The sequence below is a fragment of the Xanthomonas sontii genome (genome assembly GCF_040529055.1).
GTDB lineage: Bacteria > Pseudomonadota > Gammaproteobacteria > Xanthomonadales > Xanthomonadaceae > Xanthomonas_A > Xanthomonas_A sontii.
The window spans coordinates 2,716,373-2,731,912 of the sequence record NZ_CP132342.1; the positions used below are offsets into that span (position 1 = coordinate 2,716,373).

General features: G+C 61.8%; 15 protein-coding genes and 2 tRNA genes. 15 read left to right on the plus strand and 2 right to left on the minus strand.

All coding sequences use genetic code 11. The features are described 5' to 3' along the window. Window positions 1–5 precede the first annotated feature (5 nt). Window positions 6–82: transfer RNA gene (locus tag RAB70_RS11430), tRNA-Asn, on the plus strand. Between the two features lie 44 nt (window positions 83–126). On the opposite strand, the gene RAB70_RS11435 is transcribed toward RAB70_RS11430, so the two are convergent. Then, window positions 127–663, minus strand: a complete 537-nt coding sequence (locus tag RAB70_RS11435; RefSeq protein ID WP_148829286.1) for a Tfp pilus assembly protein FimT/FimU — start codon at window positions 661–663, stop codon at window positions 127–129. Window positions 664–810: 147 nt separating this feature from the next. Here RAB70_RS11435 and uvrB point away from each other — a divergent pair, with 147 nt between their 5' ends. The 4 genes from uvrB to RAB70_RS11455 all read left to right on the plus strand — a co-directional run bounded on the left by uvrB (window position 811) and on the right by RAB70_RS11455 (window position 5,352). After that, a complete protein-coding gene (gene uvrB, locus RAB70_RS11440; protein WP_017916129.1) occupies window positions 811–2,841 on the plus strand; it encodes an excinuclease ABC subunit UvrB in 2,031 nt (676 codons plus the stop codon). A gap of 98 nt (window positions 2,842–2,939) precedes the next feature. Continuing rightward, window positions 2,940–3,014: transfer RNA gene (locus tag RAB70_RS11445), tRNA-Val, on the plus strand. A 200-nt stretch (window positions 3,015–3,214) separates the two neighbouring features. Then, a complete protein-coding gene (locus RAB70_RS11450; protein ID WP_225851668.1) occupies window positions 3,215–3,424 on the plus strand; it encodes a hypothetical protein in 210 nt (69 codons plus the stop codon). Between the two features lie 293 nt (window positions 3,425–3,717). Further along, a complete protein-coding gene (locus RAB70_RS11455) occupies window positions 3,718–5,352 on the plus strand; it encodes a type IV secretory system conjugative DNA transfer family protein (RefSeq protein WP_017907228.1) in 1,635 nt (544 codons plus the stop codon). Window positions 5,353–5,537: 185 nt separating this feature from the next. On the opposite strand, the gene RAB70_RS11460 is transcribed toward RAB70_RS11455, so the two are convergent. Further along, window positions 5,538–5,675: a hypothetical protein gene (locus tag RAB70_RS11460; protein ID WP_157835126.1), complete on the minus strand. Its 138-nt coding sequence runs from the start codon at window positions 5,673–5,675 to the stop codon at window positions 5,538–5,540. A 77-nt stretch (window positions 5,676–5,752) separates the two neighbouring features. Between RAB70_RS11460 and RAB70_RS11465 the strand changes: the two genes are divergently transcribed. The 10 genes from RAB70_RS11465 (at window position 5,753) to RAB70_RS11510 (ending at window position 15,506) form a co-directional block, all read left to right on the plus strand. Continuing rightward, window positions 5,753–6,175, plus strand: coding sequence for a hypothetical protein (locus RAB70_RS11465; protein ID WP_017916128.1), 423 nt, complete (start codon window positions 5,753–5,755; stop codon window positions 6,173–6,175). Window positions 6,176–6,236: 61 nt separating this feature from the next. Then, window positions 6,237–7,232: a virB8 family protein gene (locus tag RAB70_RS11470; RefSeq protein ID WP_148829284.1), complete on the plus strand. Its 996-nt coding sequence runs from the start codon at window positions 6,237–6,239 to the stop codon at window positions 7,230–7,232. Beyond that, a complete protein-coding gene (locus tag RAB70_RS11475; RefSeq protein WP_017911235.1) occupies window positions 7,229–7,990 on the plus strand; it encodes a TrbG/VirB9 family P-type conjugative transfer protein in 762 nt (253 codons plus the stop codon). Before RAB70_RS11470 ends, RAB70_RS11475 begins: the two co-directional genes overlap by 4 nt. Next, the gene (locus RAB70_RS11480) at window positions 7,987–9,165 is read left to right on the plus strand and encodes a TrbI/VirB10 family protein (RefSeq protein ID WP_148829283.1); all 1,179 of its coding nucleotides are present in this window, start codon (window positions 7,987–7,989) and stop codon (window positions 9,163–9,165) included. Before RAB70_RS11475 ends, RAB70_RS11480 begins: the two co-directional genes overlap by 4 nt. Before the next feature lie 19 nt (window positions 9,166–9,184). Beyond that, the gene (virB11, locus tag RAB70_RS11485; protein ID WP_148829282.1) at window positions 9,185–10,228 is read left to right on the plus strand and encodes a P-type DNA transfer ATPase VirB11; all 1,044 of its coding nucleotides are present in this window, start codon (window positions 9,185–9,187) and stop codon (window positions 10,226–10,228) included. 134 nt (window positions 10,229–10,362) lie between these two features. Further along, complete coding sequence (locus RAB70_RS11490) at window positions 10,363–11,247, plus strand: lytic transglycosylase domain-containing protein (protein ID WP_408068837.1); 885 nt, start codon at window positions 10,363–10,365, stop codon at window positions 11,245–11,247. Between the two features lie 69 nt (window positions 11,248–11,316). Next, window positions 11,317–11,715 carry a TrbC/VirB2 family protein gene (locus RAB70_RS11495; RefSeq protein WP_148829281.1) on the plus strand — a complete coding sequence of 133 codons (399 nt, stop codon included), beginning with the start codon at window positions 11,317–11,319 and terminating at the stop codon, window positions 11,713–11,715. Next, window positions 11,708–12,019: a type IV secretion system protein VirB3 gene (locus tag RAB70_RS11500; RefSeq protein WP_148829280.1), complete on the plus strand. Its 312-nt coding sequence runs from the start codon at window positions 11,708–11,710 to the stop codon at window positions 12,017–12,019. The genes RAB70_RS11495 and RAB70_RS11500 overlap by 8 nt, the downstream gene beginning before the upstream one ends. Before the next feature lie 172 nt (window positions 12,020–12,191). Next, a complete protein-coding gene (locus tag RAB70_RS11505; protein WP_148829279.1) occupies window positions 12,192–14,663 on the plus strand; it encodes a VirB4 family type IV secretion/conjugal transfer ATPase in 2,472 nt (823 codons plus the stop codon). 66 nt (window positions 14,664–14,729) lie between these two features. Continuing rightward, window positions 14,730–15,506 carry a hypothetical protein gene (locus RAB70_RS11510; protein WP_148829301.1) on the plus strand — a complete coding sequence of 259 codons (777 nt, stop codon included), beginning with the start codon at window positions 14,730–14,732 and terminating at the stop codon, window positions 15,504–15,506. Window positions 15,507–15,540 lie beyond the last annotated feature (34 nt).

Sequence of the window (15,540 nt, forward strand, 5' to 3'; positions counted from 1 at the left end):
TCCCCGCCCGAATAGCTCAGCCGGTTAGAGCACTTGACTGTTAATCAGGGGGTCGTTGGTTCGAGTCCAACTTCGGGCGCCAAATCCGCAAAGGCCGCGAGCGATCGCGGCCTTTGCTTTTGCGCGTCAGTCCGGCATCCGGCAGGGCATCGGTTCGGTCGCTTTTCGCGTGCGGATGCGTCCGGTGTTGTTCACCACCACCGCCGCGCGTAGCCGGCCCCGTTCGCAGATGTTGACGGTCAGGTTGCTGCCGGCGCTGCGCCCATCGGGCAGGAAGCGGATCGAGGGCCGGCCATGGTTGGAGCGCATGACCAGCTCGCCGGCGCCCGGTGCGCTGCCTTCACTGAGGATGCTGTCCGGCGCGATCGGCTGGCCTTGTCGCTCCGGGTCGCGGAACACCAGCCAGCCGTGGCTCCAGTCGCTGTCGCTGCGGCAATTGCCGTCTCCGTTGGACGGGCAGGCGCTGACCGGGACGCCGAAGCTGATGGCGCTGCTGCGTGCCAGGGCGAAGTGCGCGCTCAGCTGGTGCGTGGCGGCCGTCAAGCGCTGGTTCGCCAGCAGTTCCCGGAATGCCGGCAGGCCGATGCCGGCGAGCAGGCAGATCACCGCCATCACGATCATGGCCTCGAGCAATGTGTAGCCTTTGGTTGCAGTGTTCCGCATGTCCGTCGTCTCCCGGTGCGAGGTCGGCAGTCTCGCGGCCGGGCGGCGGGGCTTGAATGAGGGGGTTGTGCGTTCCCATGTAGGAAATCTCCCCGGCGCGGGGTCGGCCGACACTGTCGGCCTCGCTCTTCACCTTGAGGCTTGTGCATGTCCGACCGTTTCCAACTCGTATCGCCGTATTCGCCGGCCGGCGACCAGCCGCAGGCGATCGAGAAGCTGGTGGCCGGCTTCGAGGCCGGCCTGGCCAAGCAGACCCTGCTCGGCGTGACCGGGTCGGGCAAGACCTACACCATCGCCAACGTGGTCCAGGCGATCCAGAAGCCGACCCTAGTGATGGCGCCGAACAAGACGCTGGCGGCGCAGCTGTACGGCGAGTTCAAGGCGTTCTTCCCCAACAACGCGGTCGAGTACTTCGTCAGCTACTACGACTACTACCAGCCCGAGGCCTACGTGCCGTCCTCGGACACCTTCATCGAGAAGGACAGTTCGATCAACGAGCATATCGAGCAGATGCGCCTGGCCGCGACCAAGACCCTGCTGTCTCGACGCGATGCGCTGGTGGTGGCGACGGTCTCGGCGATCTACGGCCTGGGCGCGCCGGAGGACTACCTGTCGCTGCGGCTGATCCTGTCGATCGGCGAGCACGTGGAGCAGCGCCAGTTGATCCGCCACCTGACCGACCTGCAGTACACCCGCAACGAGTACGAATTGCACCGCGGCAGTTTCCGCGTACGCGGTGAGGTCATCGATGTGTTCCCGGCCGAATCCGACAGCGAGGCCTTGCGCATCGAACTGTTCGACGGCGACGTGGAGCAGCTGACCCTGTTCGATCCGCTGACCGGCGAGACGCTGCGCAAGCTGCAGCGCTACACGATCTACCCCAAGACCCACTACGCCACCACCCGCGAGCGCACGCTCAGCGCGGTGGACACGATCAAGCTGGAGCTGAAGGATCGGCTCGAACAGCTGTATGCGCAGAACAAGCTGGTAGAGGCGCAGCGGCTGGCGCAGCGTACCCAGTTCGACCTGGAAATGATGGCCGAGGTCGGCTTCTGCAACGGCATCGAGAACTACTCGCGGCATCTGACCGGCAAGGCGCCGGGCGAACCGCCGCCGACCCTGTTCGACTACCTGCCGCCGGACGCCTTGCTGGTGGTGGACGAGTCGCACGTCACCGTGCCGCAGATCGGCGCGATGTACAAAGGCGACCGTTCGCGCAAGGAGACCCTGGTGGAATTCGGTTTCCGACTGCCGTCGGCGCTGGATAACCGGCCGCTGCGCTTCGAGGAATGGGAGGCGCGCTCGCCGCGCAGCATCTACGTCTCGGCCACGCCGGGGCCCTACGAGTTGCGCGAGTCGGCCGGCGAGATCACCGAACTGGTGGTGCGCCCGACCGGGCTGATCGATCCGGAAGTGGAGATCCGGCCGGTGGCGACCCAGGTCGACGATCTGCTGTCGGAGATCAACCTGCGCGTGGCCGATGGCGACCGCGTCCTGGTCACCACGCTCACCAAACGCATGGCCGAGAACCTCACCGAGTATCTGGGCGAGCACGGGGTGAAGGTGCGCTACCTGCACTCGGACATCGATACGGTCGAGCGCGTGGAGATCATCCGCGACCTGCGCCTGGGCAAGTTCGACGTGCTGGTCGGCATCAACCTGCTGCGCGAGGGCCTGGACATGCCGGAGGTCTCGCTGGTCGCGATCCTCGATGCCGACAAGGAAGGCTTCCTGCGCTCCACCGGCTCGCTGATCCAGACCATCGGCCGTGCCGCGCGCAACCTGCGCGGCAAGGCGATCCTCTACGCGGACAAGATGACGCGTTCGATGCAGGCCGCGATCGACGAAACCGGGCGCCGCCGCGAGAAGCAGGTGGAGTACAACCTGGAACACGGGATCGTCCCGAAGTCGGTGGCGCGCCCGATCGTGGACATCCTGGAGGGCGCGCGCGAGGACGCGACCGAGGCCAAGTCGGGCAAGGGCAAAGGCAAGGGCAAGGCGCGCCGGGTCGCGGAAGAGCCGGCCGACTACCGGGCGCTGGCGCCGGCGGAGATCGCCGCGCGGCTCAAGGCGCTGGAGCAGGAGATGTACCAGCACGCGCGGGACTTGGAGTTCGAGGATGCGGCGCGGGTGCGCGACCAGATCAAGAAGCTGCGCGATGCCAGTCTGGTCGGCTAGGCGGGCCGCAGCGTTGCCCGATCGGAAGGTGGGTATTGTTCTTGTCCGCCAGGTGGGCTAAAATTCGCGCCCCTGCAGCGGTGCGCCGCGGCAGAGAAGGGCGGTTAGCTCAGCGGTAGAGCACTACCTTGACATGGTAGGGGTCACAGGTTCGAACCCTGTACCGCCCACCACGACGCGAAGAAGCGAACGTGGAAACGACAAAGCCGGCAGACGCCGGCTTTTTTGTGTCTGCGCTCACGCCAGCGGGTGCGCTCGGATGCTGGCCGCGCGGCCGGGCTTGCTTTAGCATCCGAGCGGACGATCAGGCGAGGAGGCCAGGCGCATGGTGGAATACCATCATACGGTGCAAGTCAAAGGACGCTACCAGCTCGTGGCGTTGACCCGGGAGCCGGACTACAGCCAGGCCAACGTGGTGGGCTATACGGTCACCACCGACGGCGGTGCGCGGGTGGATCCGCACGACATGTCCTGGGACGAGGCGCGTGTCTTCCTGGACACCCTGATCGAGCGCGATCGGGACGCGGTCAGCGCGGAAAAGAAGCCCTCGCGGAACAAGCCGAGCACGCGGCAGCGTCGCTAGCGCGTCTGCACGTCTGGGCGGTCGCAAGCCCACCAGCAGTACTCGCCGGGCAGGACGTGCCGAAGTCCCGGGCATTGCGCAGGCGCCATCTAGGGCCTGGCGCTTGTGACGGGCTGACCTCCCTGGCCAAGCGCCGTTTCCGGTCGATGCCGTGCTTGCAGGTCATCCCGACGCGTACACCACCGACGCAACTCCTTTCAAAGCGCGGAACTCGCTCTAGAATGTCGGCCAGGATGGATCAGGGAGGATAGGGCTTGTCGAATCGTAAACTCGTTGCGGCGGCGCTCGTCGTCGTGCTCACAGCCGTCTGCGGCTATTTCCTGTCCGGCTACCTGGTCCTGCTGCTGCTGAAGCTGGACACACGGATGTTCGGGCTAGGCACCTACTACCAGTACGTTCATGCCATCGGCTTGCCGGAGGTGGCTCCGTACGTCGGCAAGATCAAATGGGCCGGCTACCTCGGCTTCGGCTTGCCCGGCCTGGTGGCCCTGCTGATCCTGGTACTGATGTTCAGGCCGCCCAAGCGCAGCCTGCATGGCGACGCGCGCTTCGCCGGCGCGGCCGATCTGTCCAAGCATGGGCTGTTCAAGACCAGCGGCGACGGCATCGTGGTCGGCAAGTTCCGCGGCAAGCTGGTGCGCCTCAGCGGCCAGCAGTTCGTGATCCTGGCGGCCCCGACCCGGTCGGGCAAGGGCGTCGGCGTGGTCATTCCGAACCTGCTGGAGTACCAGGAATCGGTGGTCGTCCTGGACATCAAGCAGGAGAATTTCGATCTGACCAGCGGCTGGCGCGCCAGCCAGGGCCAGGAGGTGTTCCTGTTCAATCCGTTCGCCGAGGACCGTCGCACCCATCGCTGGAATCCGCTCAGCTATGTCTCCGACGATCCGGCGTTCCGCGTCTCGGACCTGATGAGCATCGCCGCCATGTTGTATCCGGATGGCTCCGACGACCAGAAGTTCTGGGTCAGCCAGGCGCGCAATGCATTCATGGCGTTCTCGCTCTACCTGTTCGAGAACTGGGACGACGAGCGCAACATCGGCTTTCCCGGCGGTCTCGGCACGCCGACGCTGGGCGCGATCTACCGTCTGTCGTCCGGCGACGGCACCGACCTGAAGAAGTACCTGAAGTCGCTGTCGGAGCGGCGCTTCCTCAGCGGCAATGCCAAGTCGGCGTTCTCCAACCTGCTGTCGCAGGCGGACGAGACCTTCGCCTCGATCATGGGCACGCTGAAGGAGCCGCTCAATGCCTGGATCAATCCGGTGCTGGATGCGGCCACCAGCGACAACGACTTCCTGCTGACCGACCTGCGCAAGAAGAAGATGACCATCTACATCGGCATCCAGCCCAACAAGCTGGCCGAGAGCCGCCTGATCATCAACCTGTTCTTCAGCCAGATCATCAACCTCAACACCAAGGAACTGCCCAAGAGCAATCCGGCGCTGAAGTATCAGTGCCTGCTGCTGATGGACGAGTTCACCGCGATCGGCAAGGTCGACATCATCGCCTCGGCAGTGTCATATATGGCTGGCTACAATGTCCGCCTTCTGCCGATCATCCAGAGCATGGCGCAGCTCGATGCCACCTATGGCAAGGACATCTCGCGGACCATCATCACGAATCATGCACTGCAGATTCTCTACGCTCCGCGCGAGCAGCAGGATGCCAACGACTACTCCGAGATGCTCGGCTACACCACCTTCCGCAAGAAGAACGTCACCCGCGGCAAGGATGTGACCCGAAGCGTGTCGGAGGAGAAGCGGGCGCTGATGCTGCCGCAAGAGTTGAAGGCGATGGGCAACGATCAAGAGGTGTTCTTGTACGAGGGCATTCCGCATCCGGTGAAGTGCGACAAGATCAAGTACTACAAGGATCGCTACTTCACCGCGCGGCTGCGTCCCAAAGTCGATATTCCGACACTCTCGATATGAAAGTGTGACGAAAAACACCTATTTTTTGGGCGTATTTATCATTTGAACGTTTTTTTGCCAAATGCTTGACGTGGGCATGCCCCTGCGGCACATTCTCGCGAGTATGGCGGTGCGTTGGTAACAGAAACAGGAACAGGGGCGTGGGCCGAACGGCGCACGTAAGGGGTGACATGGAAGGTTTGCTGTCAAATTCCGTTTTCTTCGGCGCTGATCGCGCGGCCTCGGATCCGTCCGGTTGTCTGCCGCAGATCCGTGCCCGCGCCGTTCCCGGCGCCTTCCTTGCCGCGACGCGCGTGTCGTGCCGTCGCGTCGAACTTCGCCATCCAGCAGTGGGCCGCCTGCGCGCCGCCCGCTCTCTATACGTTTCCGCAATTCAGAGGCTCGCGTGAAAAGAACGCATATGTTTCGGCTGATCGCTACGTTGAGTGCCGTCGCGCTGTTGAGCGCCTGTGCAACCAGGCCGGCACCCGACTTCCGCGGCAAGTGGAAGCCGGTCAACCGTTTCTCCGAGTCGACCATGGAGATCCCGCTGTACTCGTCGTACGTGTATCAGGCGATCCCGATGGACGGCACGCTCAAGACGATGCTCGAGCGCTGGGCCAAGGATTCGAACATGCAACTGTCCTACGGCATCCAGTCCGATTACACGCTGTATGCCCCGGTCGCCAAGATCAACACCACCAGCATCCAGCAGGCGGTCGCCGAGCTGAGCGTGGTCTATGCGCAGGAAGGGCTGAGCGTGACCGCGGCGGGCAATCGCATCCTGGTGCAGCCGTCGTCGTCGCTGAGCGGCGCGCCGGCAGCCAGCGGCAGCGCGAAGTGACGTCACCGTCGGCCTGCACGCTGCGCGCCGACAGCCACATTACGAAACCTGGTGAAGTCTGATGTTCGGTAAAAAGCCGGTCGAAAGCGAAAACGTCAACAAAGCGGTAGCGAAGGCGGTCAACTACGAAATCAGCATTGCTGATCTGGCTCGCCGCAGCGAGCGCCGTGCGTGGTGGGTCGCGTTCGGGGCGATCATTTTGTGTTTGCTTCTCGGTGGTGGTTACTACTACATGCTGCCGTTGAAGCAGAAAGTGCCGTATCTGGTGATGGCGGATGCGTACACCGGCAATTCGACGGTGTCGGTGCTGCGCGACATCAGCGATATGCACAGCATCACGACAAGCGAAGCGTTGGCCAGAAGCAATGTGGCAAGGTTCATCACCGCCAGAGAGTCCTATGATTTCGAGATGATGGGACTCAACGACTGGGATACGGTGTTCTCGATGGCGCCAAAGTCCACGGCGGTGGGCGCCGATTACTACAATTTGAATGTAGGTAATCCGAGTTCGCCATACAACACGTACGGTAAGGCTCGAGCCATTCGGGTGAAGATCTTGAGCATCAACCTGCTGGGTGGAGGCGGCAAACCCTACACTGGTGCCAATGTTCGCTTCCAGCGCAGTGTTTACGACAAGAAGAACGGCCAGTCCACGTTTCTGGACAACAAGTTCGCCATTCTTGGCTTCCGCTACAACAACAATCTTGCGATGGAAGAAAATCTGCGCGTCCAGAATCCGCTCGGCTTCCAGGTAACCGATTACCGGGTCGACAACGATTATTCGGCCATGCCGGTTCCTCCGTCGGCTGCCGTGCAGGCGCCTGCAACTGGTGCGGCTCAGCAGCCGATGACGGTGCAGCAGCAGGTACCAGGGCAGCAGCAGGTACCAGGGCAGCCGATGGCGCCGGACGCGAACGGCTCCATGCCGTTCCCGCAGCAGGCGCCGATGCCCAACCCGGCGAGCCCGCCTGTCTATCAAGGGGGGCAGCCGGCTACGGCGCCCCCTGCACCCAACGTTGCACCTCAGCACAACGGTAATGGAGCGAACGTTCGATGAGTTTCCTGACGAAAACCGGTTCGGCGCATCTTGCGTTGCTGGCTCTGGGCCTGTTCGCGCCGATCGCGTCGGCCCAGGTGGTCCAGCAGTACGAGTACGAGCCTGACAAGATCTATCAGGTGCGTACCGGCCTGGGCATCACCACCCAGATCGAACTGAGCCCGAACGAGAAGATCCTCGATTACAGCACCGGTTTCACCAGTGGCTGGGAACTCAGCCGTCGCGAGAACGTCTTCTACCTGAAGCCGAAGAACGTCGACGTCGACACCAACATGATGATCCGCACCGCCACCCACTCCTACATCCTCGAATTGAAGGTGGTAGCGACGGATTGGCAGCGGCTGGAGCAGGCCAAGCAGGCCGGCGTGCAATACAAGGTGACCTTCACCTATCCGAAGGACACCAGCTTTGCCGCAGCCAGCGACGAGGTGAAGGACGAGTCGCAGCTCGACACGCGCTTGACCAAGGATCGTCATTACTACTTCGACTACGACTATTCCACGCGTTCCAAGCAAATGTGGATCGTGCCGAGCAGCGTCTACGATGATGGCAAGTTCACCTACATCAAAATGGATCTGACGCGTTTCCCCACTGGCAACTTCCCGGCCGTGTTCGGTCGCGAGAAGGAGAGCGATGAGGATTTCCTGGTCAATACGACAGTCGAGGGCAACACCCTGATTGTCCATGGGACCTATCCCTTCCTGGTCATCCGCCACGGCAAGAATGTTGTCGGCTTGCGTAGGAACAAGCAAAAGTGAACTCGAATCTACCCCCGTCTGACGAAAACTACGGCAACGACCACGGTCAGCCGCGTTCCCCGCATGCGGACGATGCGCCGCGCGAGAATCCCTATTTCGCTCGCCAGCAGCAGACCGCTGACCCGGATCTGGACGCCAATGAGCCGGTGCTCCGCTCCAGCGATCTGAAGAAGCTCAATCGCAAGGCGCTGGTGTTCCTGGGCGGCATCGCCGTGCTGTTGATCCTGGCGATCTTCTGGCTGGTGAGCGGCAGCAGCACGCCTGCGCCGGCGCCGAAGCCGCGCCAGGAAGCGGTAGTGGCGCCTGCGCTGCCGCAGACGGCACCGCCGCCGCCGGTGCAGCCGGCTGAGCCGGTACAGCTGGCTGAGCAGCCGAGCCTTCCGCCGCTGCCGCCGATGCCCACTGACAATGACCCCATGGTGCAGTCGTCGTCTCGGCAGGACCGCGGGCCGTCCCTCCTGGAGCGGCGCATGGCCGGCATGCAGCAGGAAGCAGGCATGGGCGGGCAGGGTATCGGCATGCCGCAGGGTCAGGAGCAGGGAGGCTTGCAGCAGCAGGACCAGGTGACGTCCGCCAAACCGATCGCCAACCCGGACGGTCTGCTGGTGCGCGGCACCTATATCCGTTGCGTGCTGGAGACCCGGATCATCACCGATTTCCCGGGTTTCACCTCCTGCATCATCACCGAGCCGGTGTACTCCATCAACGGCCGTCGCCTGTTGCTGCCGAAGGGATCGAAGATCCTCGGCCAGTACGGTTCCGCTGAACCGAACGGCCCGCGCATGCAGGTTGTGTGGGATCGCATCACCACCCCCACCGGCATCGATGTGACCCTGGTCGGACCCGGCGTCGACAACCTCGGCAGCGCCGGCCATCCGGGCCAATACAGTGCGCATTGGGCGAGCCGCATCTCGTCCGCGCTGATGATCAGCTTGCTCAGCGACGCCTTCAAGTGGGCGGCGGCCGAGCATGGCCCGAAGACCACGACCACCGGCATCAATTCCGGTGTGGTCACCCAGCAGCCGTACGAGAGCAACACGGCGCAGTCTATCCAGCGTCTGGCCGACCAGGCCCTGGATCGCCGCCGTCCCGCCACCGTGACCATCAACCAGGGCACCATCGTGAACGTCTACGTCGCGAAGGACGTCGACTTCACGGCTGTGCTGCCGCGTTGACCGAGATCGAGACAGCGACGTGACCTTCGACGACTCTCCGACCGCGCAGATCTCCACGGATTTCCTGGATTACCAGTATTCGGTGCTGGGCATCCTGGATTACCTCAACTCGCCGGAAGTGACGGAAATCTGCATCAACCGTCCCGGCGAGCTGTACCTGGAGACCCTGCGTGGCTGGCAGCGGATGGACATCCCGTCGCTGACGTTCGACCGCGCGCGGCAGTTCTGTACAGCGGTGGTCAACGAGAGCAATACCGGCCAGCGCATCACCGATGCCGATCCGGTGGTGTCGTTGACCTTTCCCACCGGGCAGCGCGCGCAGTTCGTGATCCCGCCGGCCTGCGACGCCGGCAAGGTGTCGATCACCATCCGTCTGCCGTCAAAGCACACCAAGACCCTGGAGCAGTACAAGGAAGACGGCTTCTTCCAGGAGATCCTGGAGGTGCAGTCGGGTCTGAGCGAGCAGGATCGCGAGCTTCTCGAGCTCCGGCGGCAGCGCGATTACGCCGAGTTCTTCAAGAAGGCGGTGCTGTTCAAGAAGAATGTGGTGGTTGCCGGGGCCACCGGTAGCGGCAAGACCACCTTCATGAAGTCGCTGGTGAATCACATCCCGCACGAAGAGCGGCTGGTGACGATCGAGGACGCGCGCGAGCTCTTCATCAGCCAGCCCAATTCCGTGCATTTGCTCTACTCGAAAGGCGGACAAAGCTCGAGCAACGTCACCGCGAAGAGCTGCATGGAAGCGTGCCTGCGCATGAAGCCCGACCGCATCATCCTTGCGGAGTTGCGCGGCGACGAGTCGTTCTACTTCATCCGCAACTGCGCCTCCGGTCATCCCGGTTCCATCACCAGCTGCCATGCTGGCAGCATCGGGCAGACCTGGGATCAGTTGGCGCTCATGGTCAAGGCGTCGGCCGAAGGGTCGGGCCTGGAGTTCGCCGTCATCAAGCGGTTGTTGATGATGACGATCGACATCGTTGTCCACATCAAATCGCACGCGGGCCGGCGCTATATCACCGGTATCGATTTCGATCCGGAACGCATGCAGTCGGGTGGGGGATGAATATGTTCATTAAAGTGATAGGGCGAAACAGCGCCGATTGACTTTGAATTTTTCTTCCAACACGATTGATTTGCGACATCTGCGGCGTTCTGGGCGATTTGCCACGACGCCGATGCATAGGGAGTAACCACGGCATGTTGCCAGGCATGGAACTACTCAGCTGTCCCGAAATGGCGGTTCCGGCTGAAGTCATGCAGCACGTTGTGCGCGTCGAGTCGTCGCACAATCCGTTCGCGATCGGTGTGGTCGGTGGTCGCCTGGTGCGCCAGCCGCAGAACCTGTCCGAAGCGGTGGCCACGGCGCGGATGCTGGAAGAGAAGGGCTACAATTTCTCCCTCGGTCTCGGGCAGGTCAACCGCTACAACCTGATCAAGTACGGCCTGAATACCTACGAAAAAGCATTCAGGACCTGTCCCAATCTGCAGGCCGCCTCGAAGATCCTGGCCGAGTGCTATAGCCGCTCCGGCGGCAACTGGGGCAAGTCGTTCAGCTGTTACTACTCCGGAAACTTCGAGACCGGGTACCGCCACGGTTACGTGCAGAAGGTCTACGCGTCGATCAACCAGGGCAGGGCGCTCGCCGCGTCCACCGCTGGTGCGATCCCGGTGATCCCGGCCGGAAGCGTGCGTCGTGTGGTCAACGACTCGGTGAGGGCCGCGGCGGTGCGCGAAGTCGATTCGATCGTGTCGCGGCGCATCGACGCGGCGGCCAATCGACTCGCCAGCGATCTTGCGACGCAAGCTCAATCATCAGTACGTTCCCAGGCTGCCATTCCAGCGCCGGTGCAGCCAATAGCGGGTGCTATGGTTGCCGCATCGGCGCAGGCGACGGCTGCAGATTCCGATCTCTACATCATACGACCGACAGGCGCCGGCAAAGGAGTGGCGGTTCCTGCAGGTGGCGGAGCGACTCCAGCTCCGCAACCTCCCGCGCACGCGCCTCAGGCGGTGGCGGGAGCGGCCGTTCCTGGCGCAAGTACGCCGCCGCCGACGTCGGGCGACGGGGCCTTCGTATTCTAGCCAGATGCAGTAGCACGGCCATGCAAATGGCTTTTGATCACCCCCTGTTTTCCAGTCAAGGAGTTACTCATGAAGTTCAATAACGATCAAGTGAAGTCGAACGCCAAGGTTGTTGGTACGGCGGCGTTGAAGGCGGCAGTGTTTGTCGTCGCATTGCTCGCGTCCAACTTTGCGATGGCGCAGGAGTATGCAGATGTCGACACCAAGGTGTGTGGCTTCCTCGGCAAGACCAACAACATCCTGAACATGGCATCCATCGTGGTGGTGACGATCGCGGTCGTGTTCGCCGGTTACCAGATCGCGTTCGCACACAAGCGCGTTGCCGAAGTGGCGCCGGTGCTGCTGGGTGGCGTGCTGATCGGCGCGGCCGGTCAGTTGGCCAAGATGCTGATCGGCGACACTGGCCAGAAGCAGTGCACGGCCACTGCGGCGATCGATATGATCCAGCACGTTCTGCACTATGCATAAGAACGTACTTTTCCGGGGCTGCACCCGGCCGGCGATGTTTTTCGGGGTGCCGTACATCCCGTTCTTCATCGGCGCGGGTGGCGGCTTCCTGATGGGTATCTATTTCGATATGTGGCTGCTGCTGCTCATTCCAGTCATCGTCTTCATCATGCAGCAGATGACCAAGCGGGACGAGATGATCTTCCGCATGCTCGGGTTGCGCTGGATGATGCGGATGCGCGTGCGCAACCTGCAGCGCTATTCCGGCATGTGGGTGTTCTCGCCGAATGAGTACAGGAAAGAGGTGCCGGGCGCCAAGCGCTAGCTTGGAAGCCGGCATCGGGTCTCGACCCCATGCACGACGCCTGTGTCGTGCATGGGGTTGTTCGGTTTTTCGTGTCGACTCGCCGGCAATGCTGGTGTGAGCGAGATCGGCGGTTCCCGGTGCATGTGCGCCGGGCCTTGGCAAGACGAAACGGATTCTGAGTCACTTCATTATGTTCATCCCGGATACTTCCATCAGCGAGTTCATCTCCATCTCCACGCATGTGGCGCCGTCCGTGCTGAAGACGACGGGAGGAGATTTCATGCTGATCTGGCACCTCGGCGGGCTTCCGTTCGTGGGCCGCGAAGAGTGGGAGATCGAACACCGGCACAACACGTTCAACCGCATGCTGCAGACGCTGCGCGCTCCGGATTTCGCCAATGTGGCGTTCTGGGTGCACGATGTGCGCCGCCGCCGTCGCATCAAGAACGGCAGCAAGTTCAAGCAGGCGTTCAACCAGGCCTTGTCTGATCAGTACTACGGGACATTGTCCTCGCAGAAGATCATGCAGAACGAGCTGTACATGACCATGATGTATCGCCCGGTAGTGACCGGTAAGCGTCTCATGGATAAGTCGTCGAACATTTCCCAGTTGCAGTCAGAACAGGACCAGGCGATCGCCAAGGTCCTTGAACTTGCAGGCAACGTCGAAGCCGTGCTCAAGGATTACTCGCCCTACCGGCTGAGCATGTACGAAGCCAGCAATGGCGTGGTGTTCTCCGAGGCGCTGGAGTTCTTCGGCTATCTGATCAATCGCATCGACGAGCCGGTGCCGGTGCTGCAGGCGCCGGTGCCCGCCTACTTGCCGGTCAGCAAGCATATGTTCGCCAACAAGACCGGCGACTTCGTGATCAAGACCCCGGAGGGCGTCAATCATTTCGGTGCCATTCTGAACATCAAGGAATACACCGACGGCACCTATCCGGGCATCCTCAATGGCCTGAAGTATCTCGACTTCGAGTATGTGGTGACCCACTCCTTCAGCCCGATGGGCCGGCACGACGCGCTGAAAGTGCTCGATCGCACCAAGGGCATGATGGTGTCCTCGGGCGACAAGGCGGTCAGCCAGATCCATGAGCTCGACCTGGCGATGGATCAGCTGTCGTCGGGCAATTTCGTGTTGGGCGAGTATCACTTCACCATCGCCGTTTACGCCGAGACGCAGGAAAAGCTCGCGCAGCAGGTGGCGACCACGCGCGCCGAGCTGTCCAACGCCGGCTTCGTCTCGACCAAGGAGGATCTGGCGGTCGCTTCTTCCTTCTACGCTCAGCTGCCCGGCAACTGGCGCTATCGCACGCGTCTGGCCAATGTCAGTTCGTTGAACTTCCTTGGCCTTTCGCCGCTGCACAACTTCGCTCAGGGCAAGCGCGAGAACAATCCGTGGGGCGAGTGCGTCACCACCTTGCAGACCACCAACGGCCAGCCGTACTACTTCAATTTCCACGCCACGCATCCGGCGGAGAACTCGCTCGGCGAGAAGGCGATCGCCAACACCATGGTGATCGGCAAGTCGGGTACCGGTAAGACCGCGTTGATCAACTTCCTGCTCAGCCAGGTGCAGAAGTTCGATCCGATCCCGACCATCTTCTTCTTCGACAAGGATCGCGGCGCCGAGATCTTCGTGCGCGCCTGCGGCGGCAATTACCTGGCGCTGGAGAACGGCAAGCCCACCGGCTTCAACCCGTTCCAGTGCGAGCGCACCGAGGCGAACGTGCAGTTCCTGGCCGACCTGATCAAGGTCCTGGCCGGCAAGATCGAGTACACCTCGCGCGAGGAGGAGGACATCTTCCGCGGCGTGGAGGGCATGCTCGACACGCCCATGCATCTGCGCAGCATGACCAACTTCCGCAAGAGCCTGCCCAACATGGGCGACGACGGCCTGTATGCGCGAATGCGCAAGTGGACGGCCGGCAACTCGCACGGCTGGGTGTTCGACAATCCGGTCGATACGATCGACCTCGAGAAGGCCAGCATCATCGGCTTCGACTACACCGACGTCATCGACAATCCGGAAGTGCGGGTTCCGGTCATCAACTATCTGCTGCATCGGCTGGAAGCCCTGATCGACGGTCGGCCGCTGATCTACGTGATGGACGAGTTCTGGAAGATCCTCGACGGCAAGGGCGGCCTGAAGGAATTCGCCAAGAACAAGCAGAAGACCATCCGTAAACAGAACGGCCTGGGTATCTTCGCCACCCAGAGCCCGGAGGATGCGCTCGCTAGCGACATTTCCGCGGCGCTGGTCGAACAGACCGCGACGATGATCCTGCTGCCCAATCCCAATGCCAGCAAAGAAGACTACATGGACGGCCTCAAGCTCACCGAGGCCGAGTACCAGGTCGTGGTCAGCCTGGACGAGCGCTCGCGCTGCTTCCTGGTCAAGCAGGGCCATGGATCGTCGGTGTGCCAGCTCAATCTGCGCGGCATGGACGATGCGCTGTCGGTCATCTCGGCGTCGACCGACAATATCGAAATCATGCACCAGGTGCTGGAGCGCAAGGCCAAGGAACACGGCATCGCGCCGGACGATCTGACGCCCGAACAGTGGTTGAACGAGTTCTATGCAAGGCGCAAGGGTTCCGGAAAATCGGGTCCGGCGAGATCGGTGTCTTCGGATAATCGCGGGGCGGCAGCGGTCACCTGACCGGTTCGCCCAAATCACGCATGGCGGTTTTTCTACAAGATCTGTGTTGAGGTATCTATGAACAAGATGACGAAAGCTTTCACTCGTATTCGCATTGCTGGCGGGGTTGCCTTGCTTGCCTTCTTGCTGCCGGCAACCGCGTTTGCGCAATGGGAAGTGGTCGACAACAAGCAAATCGACGAGAACGGGAAAAACACCGAAAAACTCCACGACAAGCTCGATGAGATCTACAAATCCGGTCTCATCGGCAAGAGCACCGGTGAGAAGCCCAGCGGCGAAGAGGTCGACAAGCCGAAAGAGAAGCTGCAGAAGGTCGACGACAATTACGGCGTTTCGACCTGTGCCAGCACGACATCCAGCACGCCCGTTTCAAGCGAGCAGCAAAAGACATGTGAGCTCATTCAGCGCACGCGCAATTCGCAGTACAACTACATGGTGGCTATGTACGACATCACCGAGAAGCGCTTGCAGCGGTTGCGGGATATCGAAAAAGAACGTCAGAACATCAAGCCCGAGCAGGTTGGCTTGTTGGAAGACAACACCAACAAGCTGATTGCGCTCAAGACGTTGATGGATATCGATCGCCAGCAGACCGAGTCGGCCATGTTCGCCTACGAGAAGCGGCTCGCGTTCCTGACCGAAGTGCAGTCGGCCGGAGCCAAGGCGGCCATGACCGGCCAGACGGCGCCATCGGCTACGGATACCGGTGGCGGTGGCTTGTTTCCGGGGTGGAGCGGTCTTGGCGATATCGCGAGCAAGGCGGTTGGCGGTGCGGTGGTGCTAGGCGCGCTGCAGGCGATCAAGTCGGACGGCAAGTTTCATAGGTTGAGTATCGACGATTAACCTGAATCTCTTTCAGTTTCTAAAGGGTCGGTTT

What these genes read in the sequence shown, in the direction of transcription:
- RAB70_RS11460 (WP_157835126.1), bottom strand. Translation starts at nt 5,675, where the DNA reads ATGGCGAAGTTCGACGCGACGGCACGACACGCGCGTCGCGGCAAGGAA.
- RAB70_RS11495 (WP_148829281.1), top strand. Translation starts at nt 11,317, where the DNA reads ATGAAGTTCAATAACGATCAAGTGAAGTCGAACGCCAAGGTTGTTGGT.
- RAB70_RS11465 (WP_017916128.1), top strand. Translation starts at nt 5,753, where the DNA reads ATGTTTCGGCTGATCGCTACGTTGAGTGCCGTCGCGCTGTTGAGCGCC.
- RAB70_RS11490 (WP_408068837.1), top strand. Translation starts at nt 10,363, where the DNA reads ATGTTGCCAGGCATGGAACTACTCAGCTGTCCCGAAATGGCGGTTCCG.
- RAB70_RS11470 (WP_148829284.1), top strand. Translation starts at nt 6,237, where the DNA reads ATGTTCGGTAAAAAGCCGGTCGAAAGCGAAAACGTCAACAAAGCGGTA.
- RAB70_RS11475 (WP_017911235.1), top strand. Translation starts at nt 7,229, where the DNA reads ATGAGTTTCCTGACGAAAACCGGTTCGGCGCATCTTGCGTTGCTGGCT.
- RAB70_RS11500 (WP_148829280.1), top strand. Translation starts at nt 11,708, where the DNA reads ATGCATAAGAACGTACTTTTCCGGGGCTGCACCCGGCCGGCGATGTTT.
- uvrB (WP_017916129.1), top strand. Translation starts at nt 811, where the DNA reads ATGTCCGACCGTTTCCAACTCGTATCGCCGTATTCGCCGGCCGGCGAC.
- RAB70_RS11510 (WP_148829301.1), top strand. Translation starts at nt 14,730, where the DNA reads ATGACGAAAGCTTTCACTCGTATTCGCATTGCTGGCGGGGTTGCCTTG.
- RAB70_RS11505 (WP_148829279.1), top strand. Translation starts at nt 12,192, where the DNA reads ATGTTCATCCCGGATACTTCCATCAGCGAGTTCATCTCCATCTCCACG.
- RAB70_RS11435 (WP_148829286.1), bottom strand. Translation starts at nt 663, where the DNA reads ATGCGGAACACTGCAACCAAAGGCTACACATTGCTCGAGGCCATGATC.